This is a genomic window from Pseudonocardia sp. NPDC046786 (genome assembly GCF_040645415.1).
Taxonomy (GTDB): Bacteria; Actinomycetota; Actinomycetes; order Mycobacteriales; family Pseudonocardiaceae; genus Pseudonocardia; species Pseudonocardia kongjuensis.
The window spans coordinates 104,177-127,261 of record NZ_JBEYYF010000007.1 but is presented as its reverse complement, the minus strand read 5'-3'; the positions used below and the strand labels follow the sequence as shown (position 1 = coordinate 127,261).

Sequence of the window (23,085 nt, the reverse complement as noted above, 5' to 3'; positions counted from 1 at the left end):
GGCGGGTGGGGTGCGGGGTGTCGGGCGCCGGCGAGGACCGCGCCGGCGAGGACCGCGCCGGCGAGGACCGCGCGGGCGGTACGACCACGACCCGACCCACGGGGGCACCCCGGCGCATCCCCCGGACCACACCGGACCGCGCCGGAGCAGGCACAACACCGACGAACCGGACGGACGGGGACATCCATCGGGTACGTCGGGGTGCCGTCGGTCACCCGGTCTCGCCACGCAACGCACCGGGGAGCAGACTCGACCCGATCCGCAGGGGAGTATCCCGTTCGCGGTGGTGTCGTCAGCACGGTGACGGCGGGCAGCGTCCCGCACGTTCCCCGGCACCACCGGCCACGCCGGACGCCGACAGCGGCGTCGTGGCGGGAGAGACCTCGGGCCACTCGACGACGCCCTGGTCCTGGAGGCACTACGTGAACGTCCCGCTGTGGGTCTGGCTGGTCACGATCGCCGGCTTCGTGCTGGTGATCGGCTTCGACCTGTTCGTGAACGACCACAAGCCGCATGCGGTGACCCTCGGCGAGGTGACCCGCTGGGTGGTCTTCTACGTCGCGCTGGCCGTCGCGTTCGGCGTCGGCGTGTGGCTGGTCGCCGGTGGCGGCTACGCCGGGGAGTTCTTCGCCGGCTACCTGACCGAGTACTCGCTCTCGGTCGACAACCTGTTCGTCTTCCTGATCATCATGTCGGCGTTCAAGGTGCCGGTGATCCACCAGCACCGGGTGCTGCTGGTCGGCATCGTGATCGCCCTGGTCATGCGGAGCATCTTCATCGCCGCGGGCGCCGCGGTCATCGACCGCTTCAGCTGGGTGTTCTACCTGTTCGCCGCGTTCCTGATCTACACGGCGTTCTCGCTGGTCAGGCAGGCCGCCCGCAGCGACGAGGAGGAGTGGCAGGAGGGAAGGGTGCTGCGCCTGGTCCGCCGCGTCTTCCCGGTCACCGAGGACTACCACGGCTCGCGGACCACCGTGCGGATCGACGGCAAGCTCTGGCTGACCCCGATGCTCGTCGTGATGATCGCGATCGGCGTCACCGACATCATGTTCGCGCTGGACTCGATCCCGGCGATCTTCGGCCTGACCCAGGAGCCGTACCTGGTGTTCACCGCGAACGCGTTCGCGCTGATGGGGCTGCGCCAGCTGTACTTCCTGCTGGGCGGCCTGCTGAACAAGCTGGTCTTCCTGTCCTACGGGCTGGCGGTGCTGCTCGCCTTCATCGGCGCCAAGCTCGCCCTGCACGCGCTGCACGAGAACGAGCTGCCGTTCCTCAACGGCGGCGAGCCGCTGCCGGTGCCCGACACCGGGATCGGCGTGTCACTGGCCGTCATCGTCGGGGTGCTGGCCGTCACCACGATCAGCAGCCTGGTCGCGGTCCGGATCCGCCCCGAGCTGGCCGAGCGGGGCGGTGCGATCACCGCGCCGCCGCTGGCCCGCACCCGGGAGGAGGCGGACCGGCTGGTCGCCGAGGACGAGCAGGCCGACCACCACGTCACGGCGCCGCGCAGCGAGTAGCTCCGCGGGCCGGACGGCCGGCAACCCTGAACGTTCCGCCATGGCCGCCGGGGAGTTCTGCACGATCTCGATGCTCTCGCTCGACGTCGCGCGGGTGCTGCGGCGCGAACGCCCGGTGTACCCGGTCAACGAGATCGGGGCGCTGCCGGCCCGCTGACGTCCGGCGGGCGTCAGCGTTGCGGGGGCTGTTCCCGGTGGTGCAGCACCACGTCGCCGATCCGGCCGCCGTCGAGGGTCAGCGTCATCCAGGTGTGCGTGGGCATCCGCCGCCGGTCGGTGGGGGAGCCCGGGTTCAGCAGGCGCAGACCCTCGGCGGTGGAGTCCCACGGGATGTGCGAGTGCCCGAACACGAGCAGATCGGTGTCCGGGTGCGCGGCGAGCGCGCGGCGTTCCCGGCCCTGCCGGGCGCCGCTCTCATGGGTGACGGCGACGCGGACGCCGTCGATCGTGACCCGGGCCGTCTCCGGCAGCCGGGCACGCAGCTCGTCGCCGTCGTTGTTGCCCCAGCACGCCACCAGCCGGGCGGCCCGCTCCTCGAGCCGGTCGAGCAGGTCGACCGCGCACCAGTCACCGGCGTGCACGACGACGTCGGCGGCGTCCACCGCTGCCCACACCGGCCCGGGCAGGTCCTTCGCCCGGGCCGGGAGGTGGGTGTCGGAGATCAGCAGCAGCGAGCTCAGTTCACGCCCACCAGGTCCACCACGAACACCAGGGTCTCGTTGGGCGCGATGACGCCCCCGGCGCCGCGCTCGCCGTAGCCCAGGTGCGGCGGGATGACGAGCCGGCGGCGGCCGCCGACCTTCATACCGGTGACGCCGGTGTCCCAGCCGGAGATGACCTGGCCGGCGCCGAGGCCGAAGCGCAGCGGCTGGCCGCGGTCGTAGGAGTTGTCGAACTCGCGGCCGGTGGACTGCGACACGCCGACGTAGTGCACGGCGACGGCGTCGCCGGGCTTCGCCTCGGTGCCGTCGCCGAGGCTGATGTCCTCGGCGAGCAGGTCGGTGGGCAGGGGGCCGTCGACGATCTCGACGGCGGGCTTCTGCGGTGCGGTCACGGCTGCTCCCTGGGCGCGGTGCGGTGCGGTTCCGACGTCGGTCGGCTGTCCGGGGCGACCCTGCCAGAGCCGCGCCACCGGGCCGCGGCGGGGCACGGCGTGGCAGGCTGCCCGGGTGCGCGATTCCGACGGTGACGTCCGGGATGCCTGGCTGACCTGGCTGGGCGCCCTGGACCGGGCCGGTTACCCCGGTTCGGCGATGGCCGCGCCGCCCGCCGGGCCCGGCGCGGTGGACGCCGCGGAGCGGGAGTTCGGCCGGCCGTTCCCGCCCGGGCTGCGCGCGCTCTACGCGCTGTCCGACGGCCAGCAGCCGGACTCCGGACCGCTCCCGGTGACGACGACGATCTTCCCCGGCACGTACGCGCTGCTCCCGCTCGGCCAGGCGCTGCGCGAGTACCGGAACTGGGTGCAGATCGTCGGGCCGGGGGAGTCGAACCCGGACTTCGACGACGTGATCACCGTCCGGCCGGGCCACCCGGTGCGCGCCCGCTACTGGGACCCGGGCTGGTGGCCGCTCGCGACCGACGGCGGCGGCAACTCGATCGCTGTCGACACGGTCCCGGAGCCCGGCGGCACGGTCGGCCAGCTGGTCGTCGCGGGGCCGGACGAGGACGAGCGCCGCCTCGTCGGCACCGGCGTGGCGGACTACCTGCGGCGCCTCGCCGCGTCCCCGCTGCCCGCGCCGCCGGCGCCGCGGCCGGGCGATCCGTTCCTGTTCTGGGACGTCCGCAACCTGCGCTGACCGCGGCCAATCGGCCGCCGGGGACGTTTCGGGCAACCCGGCATCGTGCTCCGATGCGCCGCGAAAATCAACACTGTTCTCTGCAACACATGTTTGCGAGCATCTACTGCGTCGCGGGTCCCGGACGGGCTACTCCGGATTCGTGCTGCCCAGAGAACAATTCGTGTGCAGTGACTGCCGATCGTGACCGCCGGCGCGTTCGCGCTGTTCGGTGGCGTCCGGCATCGTGAAAGGGCCCGATCGCCGATGATGTCGATCCTGATTTTCGCCGCCGGCGCGGCGCTGTTGATCTACAGTGCCGAGAAGCTGATCACCTATCTGGTCGGGGCCGCGCGAGGCCTCGCGATCTCGGTCTTCCTGCTCGCCGTCATCTTCACCGGAATCGAGTTCGACGATCTGGTGTTCGGTGTCGCGCTCAATCTGGAGGGAATGGAGGAGGTTGCGCTCGGCGTCGTCTTCGGCACCGTCGTCTCGATGGTCGGCGTCGTGCTCGCGCTGGCCGCGCTGCTGGTGCCCTGCCGGGTCGAGGTGCCCAAGGACTATCTCGTGATCTTCGCGCTGTCCCCGCTGGTGCTGGTGGGGCTGGCGTTCGTCGGTGAGGTCGGCGCCGGGCTGGCGATCCTGCTCATCGCGTTGTTCGTGGCCTTCGTCGCCTACGTCGCGGTGCGCGAACGGACCCGGGCGGTCCCGGTCTTCCGGGACAGCGAGGTCATGGAGCGGGCCGGCCACGTCCGCGGCGGCACCGCGTCCGACGACCTCTCGCACACCGGCGACATCCCGATCACCTCGAAGCGGCACCTGCCCGGCTGGGCGCTGCTCGGGCTGGCGTTCCTGTCCCTGGTCGGCCTGATCATCGGTGCCTGGGTGATGACCGAGGGCACCGAGGGGATCCTGGACGAGTTCGGCATCGCCGGAACCGTGTTCGGCGCGACCATCGCGACCCTGGTGCTGACCCTGGAGGACATCTTCCTCACCGTCGAGCCGGCCCGCCGCGGCGCACCGCTGATCGGCATCGGCAACGTGATCGGCTCGGTGGTGTTCTCGGTGACCGCCAAGCTCGGGATCATCGTGCTGGCCGGTGGCGCGATCGAGGTGACCGACGACGTGTTCGTCTGGCACCTACCGGCGCTGGCGCTGCTGATCGGGTTCTCCACCTACGCGCTGTGGACCGGGCGCCTGCGCCGCTGGCACGGCGTGGTGCTGCTGCTCGCCTACGTCGTGTACTGGATCGTCAGCTTCGTCGTGTTCGGCGTCGTCCCGGCCGACGACGACTGATTCCCGCTCACCGGTGCGGCCTGGGCACCAGCTCCAGGTCCACCGGGAGCGGCCGGTTCGCCTCCTCGACCGCACCGGTGACCAGGTGGTGGTCGGGGGAGAGGTGGCAGACCGGGTCGGTGGCCGCCGGATCGCCGGTCAGCTGGAACGCCTGGCAGCGGCAGCCGCCGTGGTCGATCTCGCGCCGGTCGCAGGTCCGGCACGGGTCCTGCATCCAGCTCTCCCCGCGGTAGGCGGTGAACAGCGGCGCCGAGTGCCAGATCTCGGACAGCGAGGCGTCCCGGACCGACGCCCGGGGCAGCGGCAGGGTCTGTGCGGCCGGGCAGGGCAGCGCGTCGCCGTCCGGGGCGACGGTGAGCTGGCGCTGCGCCCAGCCGCCCATGCACGGCTTGGGATACCGGCTGTAGTAGTCGGGCAGCACGTGCACGACCTCCATCCGGCCGGCCAGCCGCTCGCGGGCCGCGCCGACGATCTCCTCGGCCCGGTCGATCTGCTCGTGGCTGGGCAGCAGAGCCGTCCGGTTCTTCCACGCCCAGCCGTAGTACTGGGTGTTGGCCAGCTCCACCCGGTCGGCCTGCAGGCCCTCGACCAGGTCGAGGATCGCCGCGACCCGGTCGATGTTCTGCCGGTGCAGCACCACGTTCACGGTCAGCGGCCAGCCCAGTTCGCGGACCAGCCGGCACGCCTCCAGCTTGCGCTCGAACGACGGGATGCCGGCGATCCGGTCCGAGGTGGTCGACTCGTCGGCCTGCACGCTGACCTGCACGTGGTCCAGCCCGGCTGCGCGCAGCTCCTCGGCCCGCCGCCGGGACAGCCCCATCGCGCTGGTCACCAGGTTCGTGTACATCCCGAGCCCGGCCGCGGTGCGCACCAGCTCGGGCAGGTCGCGGCGCAGCAGCGGCTCGCCGCCGGACAGGTGGCACTGCAGGACGCCGAGATCGGCGGCCTCGGTGAACACCCGCTGCCAGTCCGTGGTGCCCAGCTCGTCGTCGTAGCGGGCCAGCTCGATCGGGTTGGAGCAGTACGCGCAGGCCAGCGGGCAGCGGTAGGTCAGCTCGGCGAGCAGCCCGAACGGGCGGGGAGCGGCCGCGCTCCGGTCGGTGCTCATGCCCAGGCCACCAGGTTCCGGTCGGCCAGCCGGCCCAGGTAGCCGCGCACCTGCTCGCCGACGGTGAGCTCGTCGGCGTCGTCGTGCCCCTCGACCAGCGCGGCGACGATCTGGTCGACGGTGCGTTCGCCGTCGCACAGCCGCAGCACCGCGTGCCCGGTCCGGTTCAGCACGACGACGGTCTCCGGCCCGAGCAGCACCCAGCCGCCGGTCGGCCGGTCCGGCCGCATCCGGACGTACCGGCCGAGCCGGGGCCGTGCCTGACCGCTGATCACCTCGGCCGCACCTCCCTCGCCGTGCCGGGGAGCGGGAACCGTGGCGACCCCGTCACGCGTAGGCATGGTCGATCCCGTCCATGATGGCCCACAGGACGTCGCACTTGAAGGACAGCGCGGCCGCGGCGGCGTCCTGCTCGGCCACGGTCCGGCAGTGCGCCACCACGATCTCGAGGGCGTGCTCGGAGTCGCGCGGCGCCTGGAGCAGCCGGTTGCGGAAGTACTCCAGGCCGTCCGGCTCGATCCAGGTGTAGTACTTCTCGAAAGCGGCGAGCCGCTCGGCCATCAGGTCCGGGGCGAACAGCTCGGTCAGCGACGACGCGACCGCCTCCACCCACGGCTTCCGGCGGGCGAAGTCGACGTAGGCGTGGACCGCGAACCGCACACCGGGCTGCAGGTGCCGGTGGTCGACGATCTCCTCGCGGGTCAGGCCGCACGCCTCGCCGAGCCGCAGCCACGCCTCGATGCCGCCGGAGGTGGGGCCGTCGGCCTCGGTGCCGTCGTGGTCGGTGATCCGCCGGATCCAGCGCCGCCGGACCGCGACGTCCGGGCAGTTCGACAGGATCGCCGCGTCCTTGACCGGGATGGCCTCCTGGTAGGCGAACCGGTTCGCGACCCAGCCGCGGATCTGCTCCGGCGACAGGGTGCCCTCGTTCATCCGCACGTGGAACGGGTGCGCGCTGTGGTAGCTGCGGGCGTGCGCGCGCAGGCGGTCCACCAGCTCGGCTGATGCAGCGGGTGCGGTCACTCAGACCTCCAGTTCCAGTCCGTCGTGGCCCACCGTGACGCCGGCCTTGTCGACCTCGGCGCGCTCGTCGGAGTCCTCGAGCAGGATCGGGTTGGTGTTGTTGATGTGCACGTAGACGATCCGGGGCAGGTCCAGTGCGGCGAGCACGTCCAGGCTGCCGCCGGGCCCGCCGACGTGCAGGTGGCCCATGTCGTGGGCGGTCTTCGCGGCCAGCCCGAGCCGGACCAGCTCGTCGTCGTGCCAGGTGGTGCCGTCGACGAGCAGCAGATCGGCCCCGGCGATCTCGTCGAGCACCTCGGGGGTCAGCGCCTGCACGCCGGGCAGGTACACCGCGACCCGGCTGCTGCCGGTGTCGGTGAACCGGTACCCGACGACGCGCCCGGCGCCCGCCGTGCCGGCAGCTCCGGACGGCGCGAACCGGTCGTGCTTGCTGGTGGGCGCGTCGAACGCGCGGTAGCTCAGGCCGCCCAGGTCGTGGGCCGCCCCGGGGACGACCTCGGTCCAGATGACCGGGCAAAAGCGTTCCAGGGTGGGGAGCAGGCCGGTGCCCTCGCGCAGCGTGCGGTGGGTGGCGGCGGTCGCGTGCAGGTGCACGCCGCCGCCCTCGCGGAGCAGCATCAGCCCCAGCGTGTGGTCGATCTCGGCATCGGTGAGGAGCACCCCCTGCAGGGGCGTGCCGCGGTCCCCGGTGGGGTGCAGCGCGGGCGTGTCGGCCAGCTGGGTGCGGACGTCGGGGGAGGCGTTGACCAGCCACCAACGGTCGCCGTCGGGGCTGATCGCGATCGACGACTGGGTGCGCGGCGTCGCGGGCCGCGATCCGTCGCGGACCGCCCGGCAGCCCGGGCAGCCACAGTTCCACTGTGGGAAGCCGCCACCGGCCGCGGCTCCGAGAACCCGCAGTCGCATCGCAGTCCTCCTCCGTTCTCCGGACGCCGCAGGGGCGCCGGACCCGTTGGTCCGGCGCCCCTGGGCGTCAGCCCGTCACGCCTCGGTACGGGCGATGTACATCGTGACCTCGGGTGCGCAGCCGATCTCCTCGAACTCGGGCGCCTCCCACTCGGTGGTGGACTCCATGTTCACCTCCTCTCGTGCGGTCTGCGGAACCAGTGTGCGGCCGGATCAGTCCTCGGGCAGGGCGAAGCAGAACAGCGCGTCACCCGCCGCGGCGCCGAGCAGACCGGGCAGGAACCCCTCGATCCAGCCACCCCAACCGGTCGGCACGGCGATGTACTGGCGGCCGTCGACGCTGAACGGGGTGGGGCTCGAGTGGTGCCCGCTGCCGCACTGGAACGACCACAGCTTCTCGCCGGTGTCGGCGTCCAGCGCGACGAACTCGCCGGTCGGCGTGCCCTGGAAGACCAGCCCGCCGGCGGTGGTGAGGGTGGACGCGCACATCGGGTACTCGTTGTTCCAGCGCCACTTCTCCTCGCCGGTGAGCGGATCGATGGCGGCGACGAAGCCGTAGAAGTCCTCGATGTCCACCGCGACGCCCGCGCCCCAGTACGGGATGGACTCCTTGAACTCGCGGCGGCGGCGGGTGGCGGTCGCACCGACCTCCTGGACCGGTACGTAGATCAGCCCGGTCTGGGGGTTGTAGGACATGTGCGTCCATTCCTTGCCCCCGGCCGGTCCCGGCCAGAAGTGCACCGGGACGCCCTCCTCGTCCGGATAGATCTTCGGCGTGACCTTGCCGTCCGGGGTGATCTCACCCCAGGTGATCCGGTCGACGAACGGGAAGACCCGCACCAGCTCGCCGTTCGTGCGGTCGAGGACGAAGAAGTACCCGTTCTTGTCCGCGTGCGCGAGCAGCTTGCGCCCGTCGGGTGCGTCGAAGAGCAGGTTCTCCATCGTGGAGTCGTAGTCCCACAGGTCGTGCGGGGTGAACTGGTAGTGCCACCGGATCTCGCCGGTGTTCACGTCCACCGCGACGACGCTGTCGGTGTAGAGGTTGTCGCCCGGGCGGACACCGCCGTCGAAGTCCGGTGCCGGGTTGCCGGTGCCCTGGTAGAGCAGCTCCAGCTCGGGGTCGTAGGTGGGGGTGACCCAGCAGTTCGCACCGCCGCGCTGCCACGCCTCGCCGTCGTCCGGCCAGGTCTCCGAGCCGGGCTCGCCGGGCTTCGGGACGGTGTAGCAGCGCCAGCGCCGCTCGCCGGTGTGCGCGTCGAAGGCGTCCAGGTGGCCGCGGACGCCGAACTCGCCGCCGGCGCTGCCGACGATCACCAGGTCCTTCACGACCAGCGGCGCGACCGAGCCGCTCTCGCCGGCCCGCACGTCCCCGTTGGTGACGTCCCAGACCTTCTCGCCGGTGGTCGCGTCGAGCGCGATGATGTGCGCGTTGAGGGTGTACATGTAGACCTTGCCGTGCCCGACGGCGAGGCCCCGGTTGACGTTGCCGCAGCACAGCGACACGTCGTACGGCGAGGCGTGCTTGTAGCGCCACAGCTCCTCGCCGGTCGTCGCGTCGATCGCCCAGGCCTTGCCGTCCGGGCCGGAGACGTACATGACGCCCTCGACGACCAGCGGGGACGCCTCGAACGAGTAGGTCGACGCGCCGGACTGCATGCCCGTCGCACCGGCCTGGAACACCCAGGCGGGGCTCAGCCGCCGGACGTTCTCCTTGTTGATCTGGTCCAGCGTGCTGTACCGCTTGCCGTCGTAGGTGCCGTAGTAGGTGAGCCAGTTCTGCGGCTCGGAGGTGGCGCCCTGGATGCGGTCGTAGTCCACGTTGGTGGTGGCGGGGGCGATGCCCTTCACCGCGCTGAGCTGGGTGTGCGGGATCGCCTCGCCCGCGTCGACGTAGTCGGTCATCTGGTGCTCCTGTTCTACGGGCGCGGCTGCGGGGGACGGTCGAGCTTCGCGTGGTCGGGTACCTCACCGCCGATGACGATGGCGCCGGTCAGGCCGCGGCCCTCGTCGTTGCCGCTGTGGGATCCGTAGTAGTAGGTGCCCGGTCCGTCGAGGTTGAGCCGGGCGATCCCCTTGGCGTGGTTCACCAGCCAGATGAACTTGGGATCACCGTTGCTCGGCAGGACGGCGCAGTGGGTGTTCTTGTCGTCGTTGATCAGGGTCAGCTCGATGTCGCCACCGCGGGGGAGGATGAGGATCGCGGGCTCGTAGCGCAGCTCGTCCTCCGGGATCCGGATGGTCGCCCGCAGCACGCCGTCGGTCCCCTCCTCGGCGTGCCCGATGCTGCCGGTGTTGATCAGCCGGCCGAGCGCCGTCCTGTTCTGGCCGTCCAGGCCGGCCGCGGCCAGCTCGGCCGATCGATCTTCGGTCGTCGTCATTGACATATCCTCCCGAGCGAAATTGTCGGCGGTGCCGTGATCACTTTCACACTGCGTCGAGGTGGGCGTCAACCCCGGGCGCACGCTCATTCACAAGAAAGATCACGGGCCCTCCGGAGGTGTCTCGAATGGTCAATCCCGGTGGTCGCCCGAGGCCCGGTGGATTGTGCAACGGTCCGTTGTGGTGCGGCCCGATCGGGCCCGGCGGGAGGCGCGCGGACGTGCCCGCGCCGATGTTCCGGTGCCTCTCCACGGGGCCGAGTTTACCGGTGATCGTCGAGGTCAGCGCGGTGATACTGATGCTCCCGCCGGTTTGCCGGCCGGTCACCCGCCGGAGCCGGCGGTGCGCCGTGCAGTGGATCTCCGGCGCGTCCGCGAGAGTGTCGTCGACCTGATTCGGTGGATGTCGGGGACGCTCGCCGGAAATCGTCATCCACTCCTTCGTGCTGCATTTCCTACAGAATTCGTTTCATTCTTCGCGCAGCTACAGCTGGCTCCGCGAGAGGGCGTCCGATGGTATTCGTGTGACCTTTGCGTGCGGCCCACGGAATTGTCCCCCGGTGTCCGCGGGATGGTCCGGCGGCCGGTGTCGGCCGGGGTGCGCGCCGGTGGACGGGGGTCCGCGTGAGCCTGTGACGTGCGGTCTTCGCCCGGTTCGTGATCGTCCCGGAACCGACGGTGTCCGGTGTGGATACTGCGTCCGGTACGTCGGTCGCCGGTGCCACGATCGCCGCGGTCCGGCATTCCCGGTGCTCCGCCGATGCAGCCCGTCGAATGAAACACGTGTTTCTCCGGAGGTGTCCGGCGAGGTCGGCCGGAGGTGAGCGGGTGACCCATTCGGGAGTGGGCGGGCCCGCCCGGTGCCGGCGGCGGCCCGGCCGCCGCACCGGTCCGCAGCGGGCCGGCGCGGCCGGGGGCGACGCCGGCCGACGTGCGCACGGCGGGGTCGGCGCACCTGACCTTCTGGTGAGGTGCCGGGGTCGGGCGGGCCCGGTGCGGAACGCCCGGACCGGGCCGCCGGTGCCGAACCGGGTGCCGCGTGATCACCAGAACTTGATCCCCGCGGCCTTGAGCCGCCGCCGGTGCTGGCGCATCGCCGTCTCGATCGCCTCGGCGGTGATGAGATCGCCCCAGACCTTCGCGGCGGTCTCGCCCTGCTCGAGCATGGCGGCCGCCTGCTCGTTGCAGATGTCGGCGCTCTGCACGATGCGCGAGCCGAACCCGATGTGCCAGCGCTCGTCGCGCAGTACGAGCTCCATCCCCTTGTGTACGCCGGGGAGCCCGGCCGAGAGCCCGTCCAGCGTCGCGAGCATCGCGTGCTGGCCGGCCAGCAGCACCACCCCCTCGATCACCATGTGGTATAAGCCGACCGCTGAGGTCAGGTCCCGCTGCTCATCGGCGAGCTGCCGCGCGGTCTCCGGCAGCCGCACCTCGAACAGGTCGACGAGCTCGGGCGCCGCCCGGTCGCGCAGCGCGTCCAGCCGCTGCGCGGGGGTGTCCCCGGGGATCCCGGCGACGTCGGCGGCCACCAGGTCGAAGAAGCGGGCGTGCCGGGCCTCGTCCCGGGCCTGGGCCCGGAAGCAGGCCTCCATCGAGTCGTCCAGCGCCGCGGCCTGGTAGGAGCCGAGCTGGCCGGCGACGGCGAACTCGGCGATGCAGAACCCGGCGAGCAGGCCGAGCACCCGGGTGCGCTCGTCGTCGGTGAGCTGCGGCCAGGCCGCCCGGTCGGTGGTGTAGTCGATCGCCGTCTCGTCCCACTGGATCGAGTCGGCGAGGGTCACGAAGTGTTGGTATCCGGTGATCATGAGGCTGCGTCCTCGCTCCCTAGAAGTCCTCGCCCGGTTCCAGCAGCCGGAAGTCCGCCTTGGTGGCACCGCAGATCGGGCACATCCAGTCGTCCGGGATGTCCTCGAACGCGGTGCCCGGCGGAATGCCGCTGTCCGGGTCGCCCTCGTCCGGGTCGTAGATGAACCCGCAGGGCTCGCAGACCCACTGCCGGGTCTCCGCAGCGGCCTCCGCCGCGCCGACGCTCACGCCGACGCCGCCGGATCCCGGGTCTCGCCCGGCCGGGGTCTCGCCCGGTGGCCGGGGACGGGTGGTGGCGGGTGCACGGCGGCATCCTCGAGCGTCGTCATATGACTCCCACGGCTCCATCGCCTCGTCGCGACGCGCACGACCCGTCGCACAAGGAAGGGGTCGTCGCCTTTCTCAGGGAGCCATACCCCGCGGTCCGATCGCAAGGGGAAGTCGAAACACGTGTTTCGCCCTCGGCGGGCCCGGCCACGTGCGAGGCTCGTGACCATGGCCGATCCCGTCCCACCCGGCACGGACGACCCGGCACCGGTGACCGTCGGGCCGTACCGGCTCGGGAAGCTGCTCGGCTCCGGTGCCTCGGGGCGGGTGCACGCCGCCGTCGACGGCCGGGGGCGCGAGGTCGCGGTGAAGATCGTCCGCCGGGAGCGCGCGACCGAGCCGGGATTCCGCACCCGGTTCCGCCGCGAGATCGGGGCGGCCCGCCGGATGCCCGCCCGCTACACCGCCCCCGTCGTCGACGCCGATCCGGACGGCGACCCGCCCTGGGTGGCCACTGCACTGCTGCGCGGGCCGACCCTGGACCGGCGGATCCGGGACGGCGGCCCGCTGCGCGGCCGCGAGCTGACCCGGCTCGCGACCGGGCTGCTCCGGGCGCTGGTCGCGATGCACCGGAGCGGGCTGGTGCACCGCGACCTGAAACCGGCGAACGTCGTGCTCACCCCGCGCGGGCCGATGGTCGTCGACTTCGGTATCGCGCACACGCCGGGCGACACCCGGATGACCCGGACCGGGGGCACCCTCGGCACGCCGGCGTACCTGGCGCCGGAGCAGGTGGACGGCACGGTGCCGGAGCCGGGCCCGGCCGCCGACGTCCATGCGTTCGGCGCAGTCCTCGTGTTCGCCGCGACCGGCGCCCCGCCCTACCCCGGCGACACGGTCCCGGCGGTGTTCTACCGGCTGCTCCACGGCACCCCCGACCTGGGGGCGACGCCGGAGCCACTGCGTGCGGTCGCGGCGGCGTGTCTGCGCCGCGATCCGGCCGAGCGGCCGTCCGCGACGGCGCTGCTCGCGCGGGTCCGGCGCCGCGGGCGGGCCGTCGCGGTGGCGGTCGCGGCGGCCGTCGCGGTCGCGGTGGGTGTCCCGGCGGTCGTGCTGCTGCGCCCGGACGGTCCCGCCACGGCTCCGGATCCGGTCCCGGCCGCGGAGCGGGCGGACGTCCCCGGGGCCGGGCCGGCCGCCACCGCACCGGGCCCGCCGCCGACCACCGTGGGGCCGGTGGTGGACCTGGGGCACCGGGCGGACCGGGTGGTGGCCGCCGCGGGACGGATCCACGTCGCCGATCCCGACGGGCGTGCGGTGACTGTGCTCGACCCGGCGGGTGCGGTGTTGGGCCGGGCCGACGTGGGCGGGTTCCCGGCGGCGCTCGCCGTGGCCCCGGACGGCCGCCGGCTCTACGTCGCGTTGAGCAGCACGCCGACCCGGGTCGTCGCGGTCGACACGCAGAGCCTGACGGTCACCGCGAGCGCCGAGATCGGCACCGGCGCCGGCGCGGAGATCGTGTGGTCGCCGGACGTCGTCGCCGGGCCGGACGCGGTGGTCGTCACCGATCCGCGGTCGTCCACGGTGACGGCGCTCGATCCGGCAACGCTCCGCCCGCTCGGCACGGCCGAGCCTGCCACCCGCCCGGTCGCGGCGGACGCCGCGGGCGACGCGATCGTGGTCGCCGGGTCGGATCCCGCGGGTGGCAGCCGGATCGAGACGGTGCGCCCGCCGTGGACGGCCGCCGCGACCGTCGTCCCGGGACCGGACGACGTCCTGGACCTGGTGGCGCTGCCCGGTGGTGCCGTCGTGCCGGCCGTCGCCGGGACCGCGGACGGGGTGCCCGGGCTGCGGTTGCTCGGGCCGGACGGCACGGTCCGGGCGACCCGCGCCGACGTACCGGCGTCACGGCTGGCCGCGGCACCGGGACTGGTGTACGCGCTGGACGCCTCGACCGGCACGGTGACGGTGCTGGACGCGGGCACCCTCGCGACGGTCGCCGAGATCCCGGGTGCCGGTGCCGCCGCCGATCTCGCCGTCGCACCGGACGGGCGGGCGCTCTACCTGACGGCGGGGCGGACGCTGCGGATCGTCACGGCTCAGTAGACCCGGTAGGACGCCCTGGCCACCGCCATGCCGTGGCCGGTGGTGGTGTTGCGGCACTCCACCCCGGTCGTCCGGCTCACGCAGGTGATCTCGTCGCTGCGCAGCACCCGGTCGAACTCCAGCACCGGCAGCGTCGGATCGGCGATCGTGTCGCCGACGCAGGTCAGCTCGCCGGGGGCGGCGCCGGCGAGCCGGGTCCCGGTGCCGTACGCCTGCCGGCAGGACGCCGGGACCGGCGGCACCTCCCAGGTCCGTTCGAGCACGTCGCAGCGCACCTCGAAGGGCTCCAGCGCGCAGGCGATGTTCCCGCTGGGGGAGCGGAACCGCAGCGCACCCGACGGGTCGACGTAGCGGACGTCCTGTGCGGTGTCGACGACGGTCGCACCGGCGAGCAGGTCGGTGGTGTCCCCGGCCGGGGTGGTCGGCGGCGGCCCGGTTGTCGGTTCGGTGGTCGGCGCGGGTGCGGTCGTGCTGGGCTCCGGTCCGGACGCGTCGCCCTCGGCGGCCGGTTCACCGGAGCCCCGCAGCAGCAGCGCCAGGACGACGAGCAGCGCGAGCGCGACGGCGATCCCGCCCGCCACCAGCGGCCACCGGCGCCGGCGCCACGGTTCCGCGGCGGCCGGTGGTGCGCCGAGCAGGGTCGGCGGCGGAGGCGGACCGGCTGCGGCGCCCGACGCCGCGCCGTCGCGCGGGGCGACGGTCCATGGCGGCCCGCCGGCGACCCGGGTGCCGCCCGGCCCGGTCCCCGCGGCGCCGGATCGGGGACCGGGGCCCGGGTCCGGTCCGGCGGTGCCGCCCGGGCCGGGTGGCACCGCGTTCGGCGGGCGGTGCAGCAGCACGGTCCGGTCCTCGCCGGGCGGGCCCGCGGGGGTGCCGCCGGCCAGCAGCTCGGCCGCCCGCTCCGCGGTCGGGCGGGCCGCCGGGTCCTTGTCCAGCAGCGCCCGCAGCACCGGCTCGATCCGGTCCAGGCCGGTCGGCAGGTCCGGCTCGGCGTGCACCACCCGGGACAGCACGGCGGCCGTCCCCCCGCCGCCGAACGGCGTCCGCCCGCTCGTCACGAACACCAGCAGCGACCCGAGCGCGAACAGGTCGGCGGCCGTCCCGGCCCGCGGGGTGCCGGTGATCTGCTCCGGCGACAGGTACTCCGGGGTGCCGATCACCTGCCCGGTCGCGGTGAGCGCCGTCCCGTCGACCGCCCGCGAGATCCCGAAGTCGATCAGCCGCGGGCCGCCGCCGGTGAGCAGCACGTTCGACGGCTTGAGGTCCCGGTGCACCAGGCCCCTGGCGTGCAGGGCGGCCAGCGCCGACGCCAGCCCCACGCCGAGGTCGGCGGCCCGGTCCGGGGACAGGGTGCCGGCGCGGGCGATCTCCTCGTGCAGGGTCGGCGCGTCCAGGAAGGCGGTCGCCAGCCACGGCCGCGGGGCGTCCGGATCGGCGTCCAGGAACGCCGCGGTCCAGCCGGGAGGCGCCTGCGCGGCGAGCGCGACCTCCCGGCGGAACCGGGCCCGGAACCCGTCGGTCTCGACGAGCTCGGGATGCACCAGCTTGATCGCCGCCCGGCGGCCGTCGGGGGCCTCGCCGAGCAGCACCCGGCCCATCCCGCCGGAGCCGAGCACCCCGGTGATCCGGTACCGGCCCACCGTGGGTGGATCGTCTGTTCCGGGCGGGGTCGTCACGATCGTGAGACTAGCCCGCGGTGCCCAGCGCCTCCTGCAGGAAACGGACCTGGAGCAGCAGCAGGTTCTCCGCGACGACCTCCTGCGGCGTCATGTGGGTGACCCCGGACAGCGGCAGCACCTGGTGCGGGCGTCCGGCGGCGAGCAGCGCCGAGGACAGCCGCAGGGTGTGCGCCGCGACGACGTTGTCGTCGGCCAGCCCGTGCACGATCATCAGCGGCCGGTGCGGCGCCCGGTCGGTCGGCGGGGTCGCCGCGTCGTCGATCACCGAGGAGCGCCGGTACGGCTCGCCGCCCGGCAGTCCCAGGTAGCGCTCGGTGTAGTGGGTGTCGTAGAGCGCCCAGTCGGTCACCGGGGCGCCCGCGATCCCGGCGTGGAAGACGTCCGGGCGGCGCAGCACCGCGAGCGCGGCCAGGTACCCGCCGAACGACCAGCCGCGGATCGCGACCCGGGTCAGGTCCAGGTCGGGGTACTCCTGCGCCGCCGCGTGCAGCGCATCGACCTGGTCGGTGAGCACCGGCCCGGCCAGGTCGCCGTGGATCGCCCGCTCGAACTCGGGGCCGCGGCCGGGGGAGCCGCGCCCGTCGGTGACCAGCACCGCGAACCCCCGGTCGGCGAACCAGCGGCTGGTCAGGTGGGCGTTGCGGGACCGGACGACGCGCTGCGAGTGCGGCCCGCCGTAGGGGTCGAGAAGCACCGGCAGCGGGGTGCCCGGGACGTGCCCGGTGGGCAGCAGCACCGCCGTCCGCAGATCCCGCCCGCCGAACGCGTGCAGGGCGACGGCGGGGACCAGCCCGGGATCGGCGGCGTGCCCGGCGACCGGGTGCACGGCGCCGTCCGCGGTGACCAGCTCGGCGTGCGGCGCGACGTCCAGGTCCTGCGAGACGCGGACCAGGGTGCCGCCGGCGACGGTCCCGGAGTGCAGGCCGGTGGTGGGGGACAGCGCGACCGGGGCGGTGCCCGGCGCGGCCGAGTACAGCGCCGTCGAGGTCGGCTCCGGGGACGCCCGGAACAGCACCGTCTCGCCGTCGATCCCGAGGACCTCGCGGACCTGCAGCTCCGGGCCGGTCAGCTCGGTGTCACCGACGACGAGCCGGCGGGCCCCGCCGGTGTCGACCGCCCGGACCAGCGCGCCGGACGCGGTCCGGGCCGGGACGCCCGGCACGTTCTCCACCCACACCGGGTCGGTCTGCGAGTGCAGCGCCGTCGTCGCCCCGGTCCGCGGGTCGACGGCGAGGACGAGCACCTCGCGCTGGTCGCGCGGCTGCACCGAGAGCAGCGGGCCGTGCGCGTCCCACCGGGCGGTCGCCAGGTACTCGTAGCCCGCGGTGTCCCGGGTGACCGGCGTGCGGGCGCCGTCGACGGTGACGATCTCCAGGCCGACGACGGCGTTCGGGGTGCCGGCCGCGGGATACCGCACCTCGGTGGGGACCCGGTCCGGATGCGCCGGGTCGGCGATGTACCAGCGCGCGACCGGCGACTCGTCGACCCGGGCGACCAGCAGCGACCCGCCGTCGGGGGACCACCAGAAGCCGCGGGTGCGGCCCATCTCCTCGGCGGCGGCGAAGTCGGGGAGCCCGTAGGAGACGTCGTGGCTCTCCGGGGTGAGCAGTGCGGTGGTGCTCCCGGCGGCGAGATCGTGCAGGTACAGCGCCCGGTCGGCGACGAACGCGATCCGCCGGCCGGTCGGGTCGATCCGCGGGTCGACGACGGCCTCGATCCCGCCGATGTCGAGCGGCGCGACGTCCGGGGCGCCGGTCAGCGAGACGGTGAAGGGGCGCCCGGAGAGGGCGAACACGGCCCGTTCGACGGCGTCGTCGCAGGTGTAGCCGACCACGCCGCCGGCCTGCTCACGCACCCGTTCCCGGCGCGCCCGCTCCGCGGCGGGCAGGTCCTCCTCGCCGGGCAGGCCCGGGACGTCGGCCGGGTCGACGAGCAGCCGCTCCGCACCGGTGGCGGCGTCGACCGACCACAGGCAGGTCACCGGGTCGGTGCCGGAACGGCTGCGCTGGAACACCGCCCGCGAGCCGTCCGGGGCGACGGTGAAGCCGCGCGGGACGCCGAGGGTGAACCGCCGGGTGCGGGCGTGCAGGCGGGGGAACGAGTCGGTCACGGGGTCCTCTCCGGGGTGTGCACTTCGCGTGGGCGCCGGCCGGCGGCCTCCGCGCAGCCCTGCGCGGCGAGCCGGTCGGCGCGTTCGTTCTCCGGGTGGCCGGAGTGGCCCTTCACCCAGAACCAGGTGACGTCGTGCCCGCGGACGGCGGCGTCCAGCTCGCGCCACAGGTCGTCGTTCTTGACGGGCTCGCCGGCTGCTGTCCGCCAGCCCCGGGTCTTCCACCGCGGCAGCCACTGGGCGATGCCGTTGCGGACGTAGGTGCTGTCGGTGTGCAGGTGCACGACGCTGCGCCGGGTCAGCACGGCCAGTGCCCGGATCGGCGCGGTCAGCTCCATCCGGTTGTTCGTGGTGGTGCCGGGCTCGCCGCCGTAGAGGTCCCGCTCGTGGGTGCCGTAGCGGAGCACCGCGCCCCAGCCGCCCGGACCCGGGTTGGGGACACAGGCACCGTCGGTGAAGATCTCCACGACCACCGTCACGGGCCGCGACGTTATCCCCTCGGTGATCTCCTCAGTAGAGCCGGTACGACGCGCGGGCGACCGTGAACCCGTGCCTGGTGCCGGCGTCCCGGCACTCGACGCCGGTGCGGCGGCTGACGCAGGTGAGGTCGCCGCGGGTCAGGTGGGTGCCGTAGTCGAGCACGGCGTCGCCGGTCGCGCCGGGTGCCGGGTCGCAGCTCGTGCGGGCGCCCGCCGCCCCGCCGACGACCAGCCCGGCGTCGGAGGTGCAGCCCTCGGCCGTCCAGTCCCGGCTGGTGACGTCGCAGCGGGCCTCGCCGGCGCCGATCGAGCAGGCGATGTTGCCCGACGGCGAGCTGAACGCGGCCGGATCGCCGAACCCGGCCGGATCCGCGGGCGTGCTGTCCGCGACGAGATCGGCCGGCACCGCCGCCGGGGCCGCCACCTGCGCTGACCGGGTGGTTCCGGCCTCGTCCGGACCGCCGGCGCCGGTGGTGAGCGCACCGACGACGGCCAGCACCAGGGCCACGACGACCGCGACCGCTGCGACCCGGTGCGGCACCCGCTCCCGGACCGAACCGGCGACCGCGGCGATCCGGCCGGTGTCGACCCTGCCGATGGCGCCGATGGTGCCGAGGGCGCGCCGCCACGCCGGGCGTGCGGGCGGTGCGGTCGGGAACACCGACGGCACCGGGGCCCGGCCCGGGGGCGGGCCCGGTGGTGGGACGGCCTGCCACGGCATCGGCGGGGTGCGCGGGCCGGGGTCGTGCACGGGGCCGGTCAGCTCGACCGTGCCGGGGCCCGCGGTGGCTGGTGCTGCGGTGGCCGCTCCCTGTGCGGCCCCCCGGACGGTGGGCTCCGGTTCCGTCGCCCGTGGCGGGCGGGGCTGCGGTACGGACGGCCCGTCCAGCACGGTCGCGATGGGGTGCCCGTTGCGTGCGGTGTCGGGTGGGACGGAGGATCGGTCGTCGGCGTGGGGAGCGCTCATCGGAGCAGGACCGTAGATCGGGATCGTGGTCCGGCGCAGCGGCCGATCGGAGCAGTAACGACGGCCGGTCGACCCGTTACGGCGACCGCCCGCCTCGGGCGCCGAGCGGCCGATCGGATCGCCGGAGGGCCGGCAGCGGTCGGCGGCCGGTGGTGCATCCTGGCCCGCGTGAGCCAGGCCCTCTACGAGATCACCGTGAACGCACTGCTGGACCGGGACCGCCCGCTCACCGCCGCGGAGTGGGACGCCGCCGTCGCCCGGGTCGGCGGGAACCGGGTGCCGCAGCTGCTCGACGAGCTGGACGACGCCGGGCTGATCGGGCCGGAGCTGGCGGCCCGCGCGGTGCCCGAGGCGTGGGCGGGCGCCGACCGGCCGTGGGAACGGTTGCCGGTGGAACGGTGGCGGGAGCTGTTCGCCGGGATCGGGCGGGAGTTGCCGGGGTGAGCCGGCGGCGGTCCGCGGGGACTGTCGGGGCCGGGCGCTAGCCTCTCGAACATGCGATCGAACGGTGTGTGCCGCCCGCGGCTGGGCGATGACCTCGCTGCGGGAGGAGGCCGAGCGTGCCCCGGAAGGTTGCGGAGATCATCCGGATGATCGAGGCGGACGGCTGGTATCTCGTCGTCACACGCGGTAGTCATCGTCAGTACCGGCACCCGACGAAGCCGGGTCGTACGACCGTCGCGGGACGACCGAGCGACACATTGCACCCGAGAACCGAGCGGAGCATCCTGAAGCAGTCCGGCCTGTATCGGGGGGAAGCGTGAGCGGGTACGTGGTGGTGGTGGAGCGCGACGACTCCGGCGGCTACAGCACGTGGAGCCCCGACCTCCCGGGTTGTGTCGCCGCGGCGGCCGGGTACGACGAGTGCGTGCGGCTGATGACCGAGGCCATCGATCTGCACCTGGCCGGGCTGCGTGCGGACGGCGATCCGGTGCCGCCGCCGACCGCCCTCGCAGCGCTCGTCGTTCCGGCGGCCTGACCTGCGGCTGCGGTCAGTCGCGCAGCCGGAACCGATACCAGCACGGCGAGGTCCGGTTCATCGGCCAGCCCAGGCCCGTCGTGTCCGCCGGCTCGACCGCGACGAGGTCCCACCCCGCGAACGCCTCCTCGACCTCGGCCCGGGAGACGCCGCCGATCACCGACCGCAGCCGGTTCGGTCCGAAGGCGAGCAGCAGCACGGTCGCCCCGGGATCGGCGAGCGCGGTCACTCCGCGGGCCTCGGCGAGCCGCTGGTCGCGGTCGAGGCACTGGAAGCAGCCGATGTCGAGGAAAAGATCGAAGGTGCCCAGCCCGGCCGTGGCCAGATCGGTGACGTCGCCGACGACATAGGTGACGCCGGGCCGGGCGCCACGGCGGGCCGTGTCGTCGGTACCGCGGCGGGCCGTGTCGTCGGTACCGCGGCGGGCCGTGTGTACGGCGCCCCGGCGGGCCGCGTCGACGGCGCTCGGCACGTTGTCGATCCCGACGGCCTCCCAGCCGCGGCTCGCCAGCTCCGGGGTGAACAGGCCGCGGCCGCATCCGAGGTCCAGGGCCCGGCCGGGCCGGCCGTCGCGTTCGGCGAGCTCGCGGTCCAGGTGCGCCCGGGTGGCGGCCATGGTGGCGCGCCCGGAGCGTTCCCAGGGCGTGATCCCGAACTGGTAGAGCCGCTCGTAGCTGGTCACGATGCCGCCTCCGCACCTCGCCGCGTCCGGAGGTCGCGAACCTACCCGGATCGCAAGATCACGGATCGGGAACCGCGGCGGTCGCGCACCGGCCGTTTCGGTTCCCGAATGCGGATCAGCGGGCCGGGCCGGTGCGGGCGGCTCCGGTGCCGGATCATCCGCGGGAGCCGGCCGGACGGTCGTCCTCGGCGAGGTCCTGCCCCGTCAGGCTGGGGAAGAGCAGGCGATGGCGCGCCGGGGGACCGGGTCCCGAGCCAGGGGCGTGGCGCCCGGTCGTCGCCGTGCAGGGCACGCGTGGGCCGCGCGATTGCCACGCGTCGGACAGCGGAGTGAGATGCGGCCAACCATCGTTGACCCGGCGGGGGTGTGGGTGTGCGGAGCCGGTGCCGGCGGGACCGGGGTGGCCTGGCAGCCATGACGACGGGGGCGAGTCGTTGACATCGTTCGAGCGGGACCGGCCGGGTGCCTGCGCCGGCCACGGGTCGTCGCACTGGTCGCGGTGGCCCTCGTGCTGGCGGCCTGCGGTGGTCCGGCGCCGGCGGCGACCGAGCCGGAGACCAGGACCGTCAGCCATCCGCTCGGTGAGGTGCAGGTCCCGGAGGAGCCGGCGTCGATCCTCGCGACTGACGAGTACGCCGCACTGAACCTGCTGGCGCTGGGGGTGGAGCCCGCGGTGGTGTACGGCTCCTCCGGGTCGGAGGTGGGCCGGATCGTCCTCGAGGACGCCGGGGTCACCGTCGCCCCGGGCGCGACGTTCTCCGAGAGCCCGCCGATCGAGGAGATCATCGGGCACGCCCCGGACATGATCGTGATGACCGGTGGGGCGGAGATGCAGGAGACCTACGACGCCCTGTCCCCGGTAGCACCGGTGGTGGCCGTTCCGTACTACGACACGACCTGGCAGGAGTCGCTGACCGCGGCGGGCGCGGCGGTCGCGCGCACCGATCAGGCGGAGTCGATGATCAGGACGTTGGCGGGCCGGATCGGCGCGGTCCAGGCCGCGTCGGAGCCCGGGCCGACCTCACTGTCGGTGGTCGCCGAGACCCACGGCGACTGCTGTTTCTCCGCGGCCCGCGGCACCCCGCTCCAGGCCATCCTGCAGGCGGCGGGATTCACCCGTCGATACCGCGGTCGGAACCAGGTGCCGTCGGGCAGCTACGCGTAGTCCCCGGTCGCCGGGCCGCACGGCAGGGGCGTCGCGGGGTGGGCGACACGATCGTCGGCTCTGTCCGCTGGGCAAACCGGCTCGCTGGCTCGAAGCTCTCCTTCGCAGCCGAGTCCAGGATCCGCAGACCGGAGCACCGACCGAACGTTGCTTGACGTGGCACCAGGTGTGTTCGGCCAAGACGTTGGTGTAAGCGCGGACGACTCTGTTGCTCGATCCACGTCCGGGTAACGGAGTCGCCTGGCGGGTACCGCCCTAGTGAGGCGGTCCCGCAGCCGACCGGGCGCGGGGTCCGAACCGAGGGGTGTCTCGGATGGTCGGCGACGACTCCGCCCTGATCGGGCGTCGACTGTGCGAGGCCCGGGTGTGGCGTGGGCTGTTACGAGCCGCCGCCGAGCCACTCGGCCCCACGGTGTCGACAACGTGTCAACTCCGGGGTCGGTCGGGTTCGTAGCGTGCTCGGCCATGCCCCCTGCGCAGCGCCCGGCCGAGCCGCCGATCCACGAGGTCGCCGACGACTACGCGCTCGCGTTCCTGCTCCACCAGCCGGGCCTGCTCGACGCCCTGGTCGCCGAGCACGTGGACGACGGCCGCGGCGACTGCGCGGCGTGCCCCGGGCCGCAGTCCGGCAGGCGCCGCTGGGCCCGTTCCTTGGCCGGCGTGCAGGTGTTCGTGGATCGCGGCGCCGATCCGGTCCAGGGCGCTCACCGGGCGACCAGCGACAGGAAGGCGAGCAGGACCCCCGCGCAGAGCAGGGCGGCGCCGGCTCCGTAGCCGAGGGCGACCAGCAGCCGGGGCGGGCTAGGCAGGTGGCCGGTCGGGGGCCAGGTCTGCGGCGTGGC

26 protein-coding genes are annotated in these 23,085 nt (G+C 73.9%); 9 read left to right on the top strand and 17 right to left on the bottom strand.

Going from position 1 to position 23,085, the window contains the following annotated elements; all coding sequences use genetic code 11:
• Nucleotides 1-422 precede the first annotated feature (422 nt).
• Nucleotides 423-1,517, top strand: coding sequence for a TerC family protein (locus tag ABZ881_RS11205; protein WP_358483756.1), 1,095 nt, complete (start codon nt 423-425; stop codon nt 1,515-1,517).
• 170 nt (nt 1,518-1,687) lie between these two features.
• On the opposite strand, the gene ABZ881_RS11200 is transcribed toward ABZ881_RS11205, so the two are convergent.
• Both ABZ881_RS11200 and ABZ881_RS11195 read right to left on the bottom strand, forming a co-directional pair.
• Entirely contained in the window at nt 1,688-2,197 is a 510-nt protein-coding gene (locus ABZ881_RS11200) for a YfcE family phosphodiesterase (protein WP_358483970.1), read from the bottom strand.
• A complete protein-coding gene (locus ABZ881_RS11195; protein ID WP_344026243.1) occupies nt 2,194-2,571 on the bottom strand; it encodes an FKBP-type peptidyl-prolyl cis-trans isomerase in 378 nt (125 codons plus the stop codon). The genes ABZ881_RS11200 and ABZ881_RS11195 overlap by 4 nt, the downstream gene beginning before the upstream one ends.
• A 115-nt stretch (nt 2,572-2,686) precedes the next feature.
• Between ABZ881_RS11195 and ABZ881_RS11190 the strand changes: the two genes are divergently transcribed.
• Both ABZ881_RS11190 and ABZ881_RS11185 read left to right on the top strand, forming a co-directional pair.
• On the top strand, nt 2,687-3,313 hold the full coding sequence (locus ABZ881_RS11190) for an SMI1/KNR4 family protein (RefSeq protein WP_358483755.1): 627 nt from the start codon (nt 2,687-2,689) through the stop codon (nt 3,311-3,313).
• A 249-nt stretch (nt 3,314-3,562) separates the two neighbouring features.
• Nucleotides 3,563-4,588, top strand: coding sequence for a sodium:proton exchanger (locus ABZ881_RS11185; protein WP_344026239.1), 1,026 nt, complete (start codon nt 3,563-3,565; stop codon nt 4,586-4,588).
• Between the two features lie 7 nt (nt 4,589-4,595).
• Here ABZ881_RS11185 and pqqE read toward each other — a convergent pair whose 3' ends face one another.
• From pqqE to ABZ881_RS11135, 10 genes are all read right to left on the bottom strand, one after another.
• On the bottom strand, nt 4,596-5,696 hold the full coding sequence (pqqE, locus tag ABZ881_RS11180) for a pyrroloquinoline quinone biosynthesis protein PqqE (protein WP_358483753.1): 1,101 nt from the start codon (nt 5,694-5,696) through the stop codon (nt 4,596-4,598).
• Nucleotides 5,693-6,037 (bottom strand): pyrroloquinoline quinone biosynthesis peptide chaperone PqqD, encoded by a 345-nt coding sequence (gene pqqD / locus ABZ881_RS11175; protein ID WP_358483752.1) that lies wholly within the window; start codon nt 6,035-6,037, stop codon nt 5,693-5,695. The genes pqqE and pqqD overlap by 4 nt, the downstream gene beginning before the upstream one ends.
• A complete protein-coding gene (gene pqqC / locus ABZ881_RS11170; protein WP_358483750.1) occupies nt 6,024-6,719 on the bottom strand; it encodes a pyrroloquinoline-quinone synthase PqqC in 696 nt (231 codons plus the stop codon). The genes pqqD and pqqC overlap by 14 nt, the downstream gene beginning before the upstream one ends.
• Nucleotides 6,720-7,625: a pyrroloquinoline quinone biosynthesis protein PqqB gene (pqqB, locus tag ABZ881_RS11165; RefSeq protein WP_358483748.1), complete on the bottom strand. Its 906-nt coding sequence runs from the start codon at nt 7,623-7,625 to the stop codon at nt 6,720-6,722. It abuts the gene before it with no gap.
• Between the two features lie 75 nt (nt 7,626-7,700).
• Nucleotides 7,701-7,793 carry a pyrroloquinoline quinone precursor peptide PqqA gene (gene pqqA, locus ABZ881_RS11160; RefSeq protein ID WP_060712366.1) on the bottom strand — a complete coding sequence of 31 codons (93 nt, stop codon included), beginning with the start codon at nt 7,791-7,793 and terminating at the stop codon, nt 7,701-7,703.
• A gap of 45 nt (nt 7,794-7,838) precedes the next feature.
• Nucleotides 7,839-9,527: a PQQ-dependent dehydrogenase, methanol/ethanol family gene (locus tag ABZ881_RS11155; protein ID WP_358483746.1), complete on the bottom strand. Its 1,689-nt coding sequence runs from the start codon at nt 9,525-9,527 to the stop codon at nt 7,839-7,841.
• A 14-nt stretch (nt 9,528-9,541) separates the two neighbouring features.
• Entirely contained in the window at nt 9,542-10,003 is a 462-nt protein-coding gene (locus tag ABZ881_RS11150; protein ID WP_344026226.1) for an MSMEG_3727 family PQQ-associated protein, read from the bottom strand.
• 46 nt (nt 10,004-10,049) lie between these two features.
• Entirely contained in the window at nt 10,050-10,436 is a 387-nt protein-coding gene (locus ABZ881_RS11145; RefSeq protein ID WP_358483744.1) for a hypothetical protein, read from the bottom strand.
• Between the two features lie 610 nt (nt 10,437-11,046).
• Nucleotides 11,047-11,784 (bottom strand): ribonucleotide-diphosphate reductase subunit beta, encoded by a 738-nt coding sequence (locus ABZ881_RS11140; protein WP_358483743.1) that lies wholly within the window; start codon nt 11,782-11,784, stop codon nt 11,047-11,049.
• Nucleotides 11,785-11,827: 43 nt separating this feature from the next.
• Nucleotides 11,828-12,037 carry a rubredoxin gene (locus ABZ881_RS11135; protein WP_344026222.1) on the bottom strand — a complete coding sequence of 70 codons (210 nt, stop codon included), beginning with the start codon at nt 12,035-12,037 and terminating at the stop codon, nt 11,828-11,830.
• Between the two features lie 267 nt (nt 12,038-12,304).
• Here ABZ881_RS11135 and ABZ881_RS11130 point away from each other — a divergent pair, with 267 nt between their 5' ends.
• On the top strand, nt 12,305-14,182 hold the full coding sequence (locus tag ABZ881_RS11130; protein WP_358483740.1) for a protein kinase: 1,878 nt from the start codon (nt 12,305-12,307) through the stop codon (nt 14,180-14,182).
• On the opposite strand, the gene ABZ881_RS11125 is transcribed toward ABZ881_RS11130, so the two are convergent.
• Genes ABZ881_RS11125 through ABZ881_RS11110 form a run of 4 tightly spaced genes read right to left on the bottom strand, consistent with a single transcriptional unit; the run spans nt 14,176 to nt 19,417 of the window.
• Nucleotides 14,176-15,858: a serine/threonine-protein kinase gene (locus tag ABZ881_RS11125; RefSeq protein WP_358483738.1), complete on the bottom strand. Its 1,683-nt coding sequence runs from the start codon at nt 15,856-15,858 to the stop codon at nt 14,176-14,178. The two genes, ABZ881_RS11130 and ABZ881_RS11125, sit on opposite strands and share 7 nt — an antisense overlap.
• Nucleotides 15,859-15,868: 10 nt before the next feature.
• Nucleotides 15,869-17,971 carry a prolyl oligopeptidase family serine peptidase gene (locus ABZ881_RS11120; protein WP_358483737.1) on the bottom strand — a complete coding sequence of 701 codons (2,103 nt, stop codon included), beginning with the start codon at nt 17,969-17,971 and terminating at the stop codon, nt 15,869-15,871.
• Nucleotides 17,968-18,444: a ribonuclease HI gene (rnhA, locus tag ABZ881_RS11115; protein WP_358483969.1), complete on the bottom strand. Its 477-nt coding sequence runs from the start codon at nt 18,442-18,444 to the stop codon at nt 17,968-17,970. The genes ABZ881_RS11120 and rnhA overlap by 4 nt, the downstream gene beginning before the upstream one ends.
• 37 nt (nt 18,445-18,481) lie before the next feature.
• Complete coding sequence (locus tag ABZ881_RS11110; protein ID WP_358483735.1) at nt 18,482-19,417, bottom strand: hypothetical protein; 936 nt, start codon at nt 19,415-19,417, stop codon at nt 18,482-18,484.
• 168 nt (nt 19,418-19,585) lie between these two features.
• Between ABZ881_RS11110 and ABZ881_RS11105 the strand changes: the two genes are divergently transcribed.
• The 3 genes from ABZ881_RS11105 to ABZ881_RS11095 all read left to right on the top strand — a co-directional run bounded on the left by ABZ881_RS11105 (nt 19,586) and on the right by ABZ881_RS11095 (nt 20,396).
• Nucleotides 19,586-19,861, top strand: a complete 276-nt coding sequence (locus tag ABZ881_RS11105) for a hypothetical protein (RefSeq protein WP_358483734.1) — start codon at nt 19,586-19,588, stop codon at nt 19,859-19,861.
• Nucleotides 19,862-19,977: 116 nt separating this feature from the next.
• Nucleotides 19,978-20,181 (top strand): type II toxin-antitoxin system HicA family toxin, encoded by a 204-nt coding sequence (locus ABZ881_RS11100; RefSeq protein WP_344026210.1) that lies wholly within the window; start codon nt 19,978-19,980, stop codon nt 20,179-20,181.
• Complete coding sequence (locus ABZ881_RS11095; RefSeq protein WP_344026208.1) at nt 20,178-20,396, top strand: type II toxin-antitoxin system HicB family antitoxin; 219 nt, start codon at nt 20,178-20,180, stop codon at nt 20,394-20,396. Before ABZ881_RS11100 ends, ABZ881_RS11095 begins: the two co-directional genes overlap by 4 nt.
• Nucleotides 20,397-20,409: 13 nt before the next feature.
• On the opposite strand, the gene ABZ881_RS11090 is transcribed toward ABZ881_RS11095, so the two are convergent.
• Nucleotides 20,410-21,078, bottom strand: a complete 669-nt coding sequence (locus ABZ881_RS11090; RefSeq protein WP_358483731.1) for a class I SAM-dependent methyltransferase — start codon at nt 21,076-21,078, stop codon at nt 20,410-20,412.
• A 499-nt stretch (nt 21,079-21,577) separates the two neighbouring features.
• Between ABZ881_RS11090 and ABZ881_RS11085 the strand changes: the two genes are divergently transcribed.
• Both ABZ881_RS11085 and ABZ881_RS11080 read left to right on the top strand, forming a co-directional pair.
• Nucleotides 21,578-22,243, top strand: coding sequence for an ABC transporter substrate-binding protein (locus ABZ881_RS11085; RefSeq protein ID WP_358483730.1), 666 nt, complete (start codon nt 21,578-21,580; stop codon nt 22,241-22,243).
• 465 nt (nt 22,244-22,708) lie between these two features.
• Complete coding sequence (locus ABZ881_RS11080) at nt 22,709-23,017, top strand: hypothetical protein (RefSeq protein WP_358483729.1); 309 nt, start codon at nt 22,709-22,711, stop codon at nt 23,015-23,017.
• The last annotated feature ends 68 nt before the right edge of the window (nt 23,018-23,085 follow it).

Bases quoted from the DNA above. Each gene is read 5' to 3' on its own strand.
- pqqB (WP_358483748.1), bottom strand. From the start codon at position 7,625: ATGCGACTGCGGGTTCTCGGAGCCGCGGCCGGTGGCGGCTTCCCACAG.
- ABZ881_RS11145 (WP_358483744.1), bottom strand. From the start codon at position 10,436: ATGACGATTTCCGGCGAGCGTCCCCGACATCCACCGAATCAGGTCGAC.
- pqqD (WP_358483752.1), bottom strand. From the start codon at position 6,037: ATGCCTACGCGTGACGGGGTCGCCACGGTTCCCGCTCCCCGGCACGGC.
- pqqE (WP_358483753.1), bottom strand. From the start codon at position 5,696: ATGAGCACCGACCGGAGCGCGGCCGCTCCCCGCCCGTTCGGGCTGCTC.
- ABZ881_RS11155 (WP_358483746.1), bottom strand. From the start codon at position 9,527: ATGACCGACTACGTCGACGCGGGCGAGGCGATCCCGCACACCCAGCTC.
- ABZ881_RS11185 (WP_344026239.1), top strand. From the start codon at position 3,563: ATGTCGATCCTGATTTTCGCCGCCGGCGCGGCGCTGTTGATCTACAGT.
- pqqA (WP_060712366.1), bottom strand. From the start codon at position 7,793: ATGGAGTCCACCACCGAGTGGGAGGCGCCCGAGTTCGAGGAGATCGGC.
- ABZ881_RS11130 (WP_358483740.1), top strand. From the start codon at position 12,305: ATGGCCGATCCCGTCCCACCCGGCACGGACGACCCGGCACCGGTGACC.
- ABZ881_RS11080 (WP_358483729.1), top strand. From the start codon at position 22,709: ATGCCCCCTGCGCAGCGCCCGGCCGAGCCGCCGATCCACGAGGTCGCC.
- ABZ881_RS11150 (WP_344026226.1), bottom strand. From the start codon at position 10,003: ATGACGACGACCGAAGATCGATCGGCCGAGCTGGCCGCGGCCGGCCTG.
- ABZ881_RS11110 (WP_358483735.1), bottom strand. From the start codon at position 19,417: ATGAGCGCTCCCCACGCCGACGACCGATCCTCCGTCCCACCCGACACC.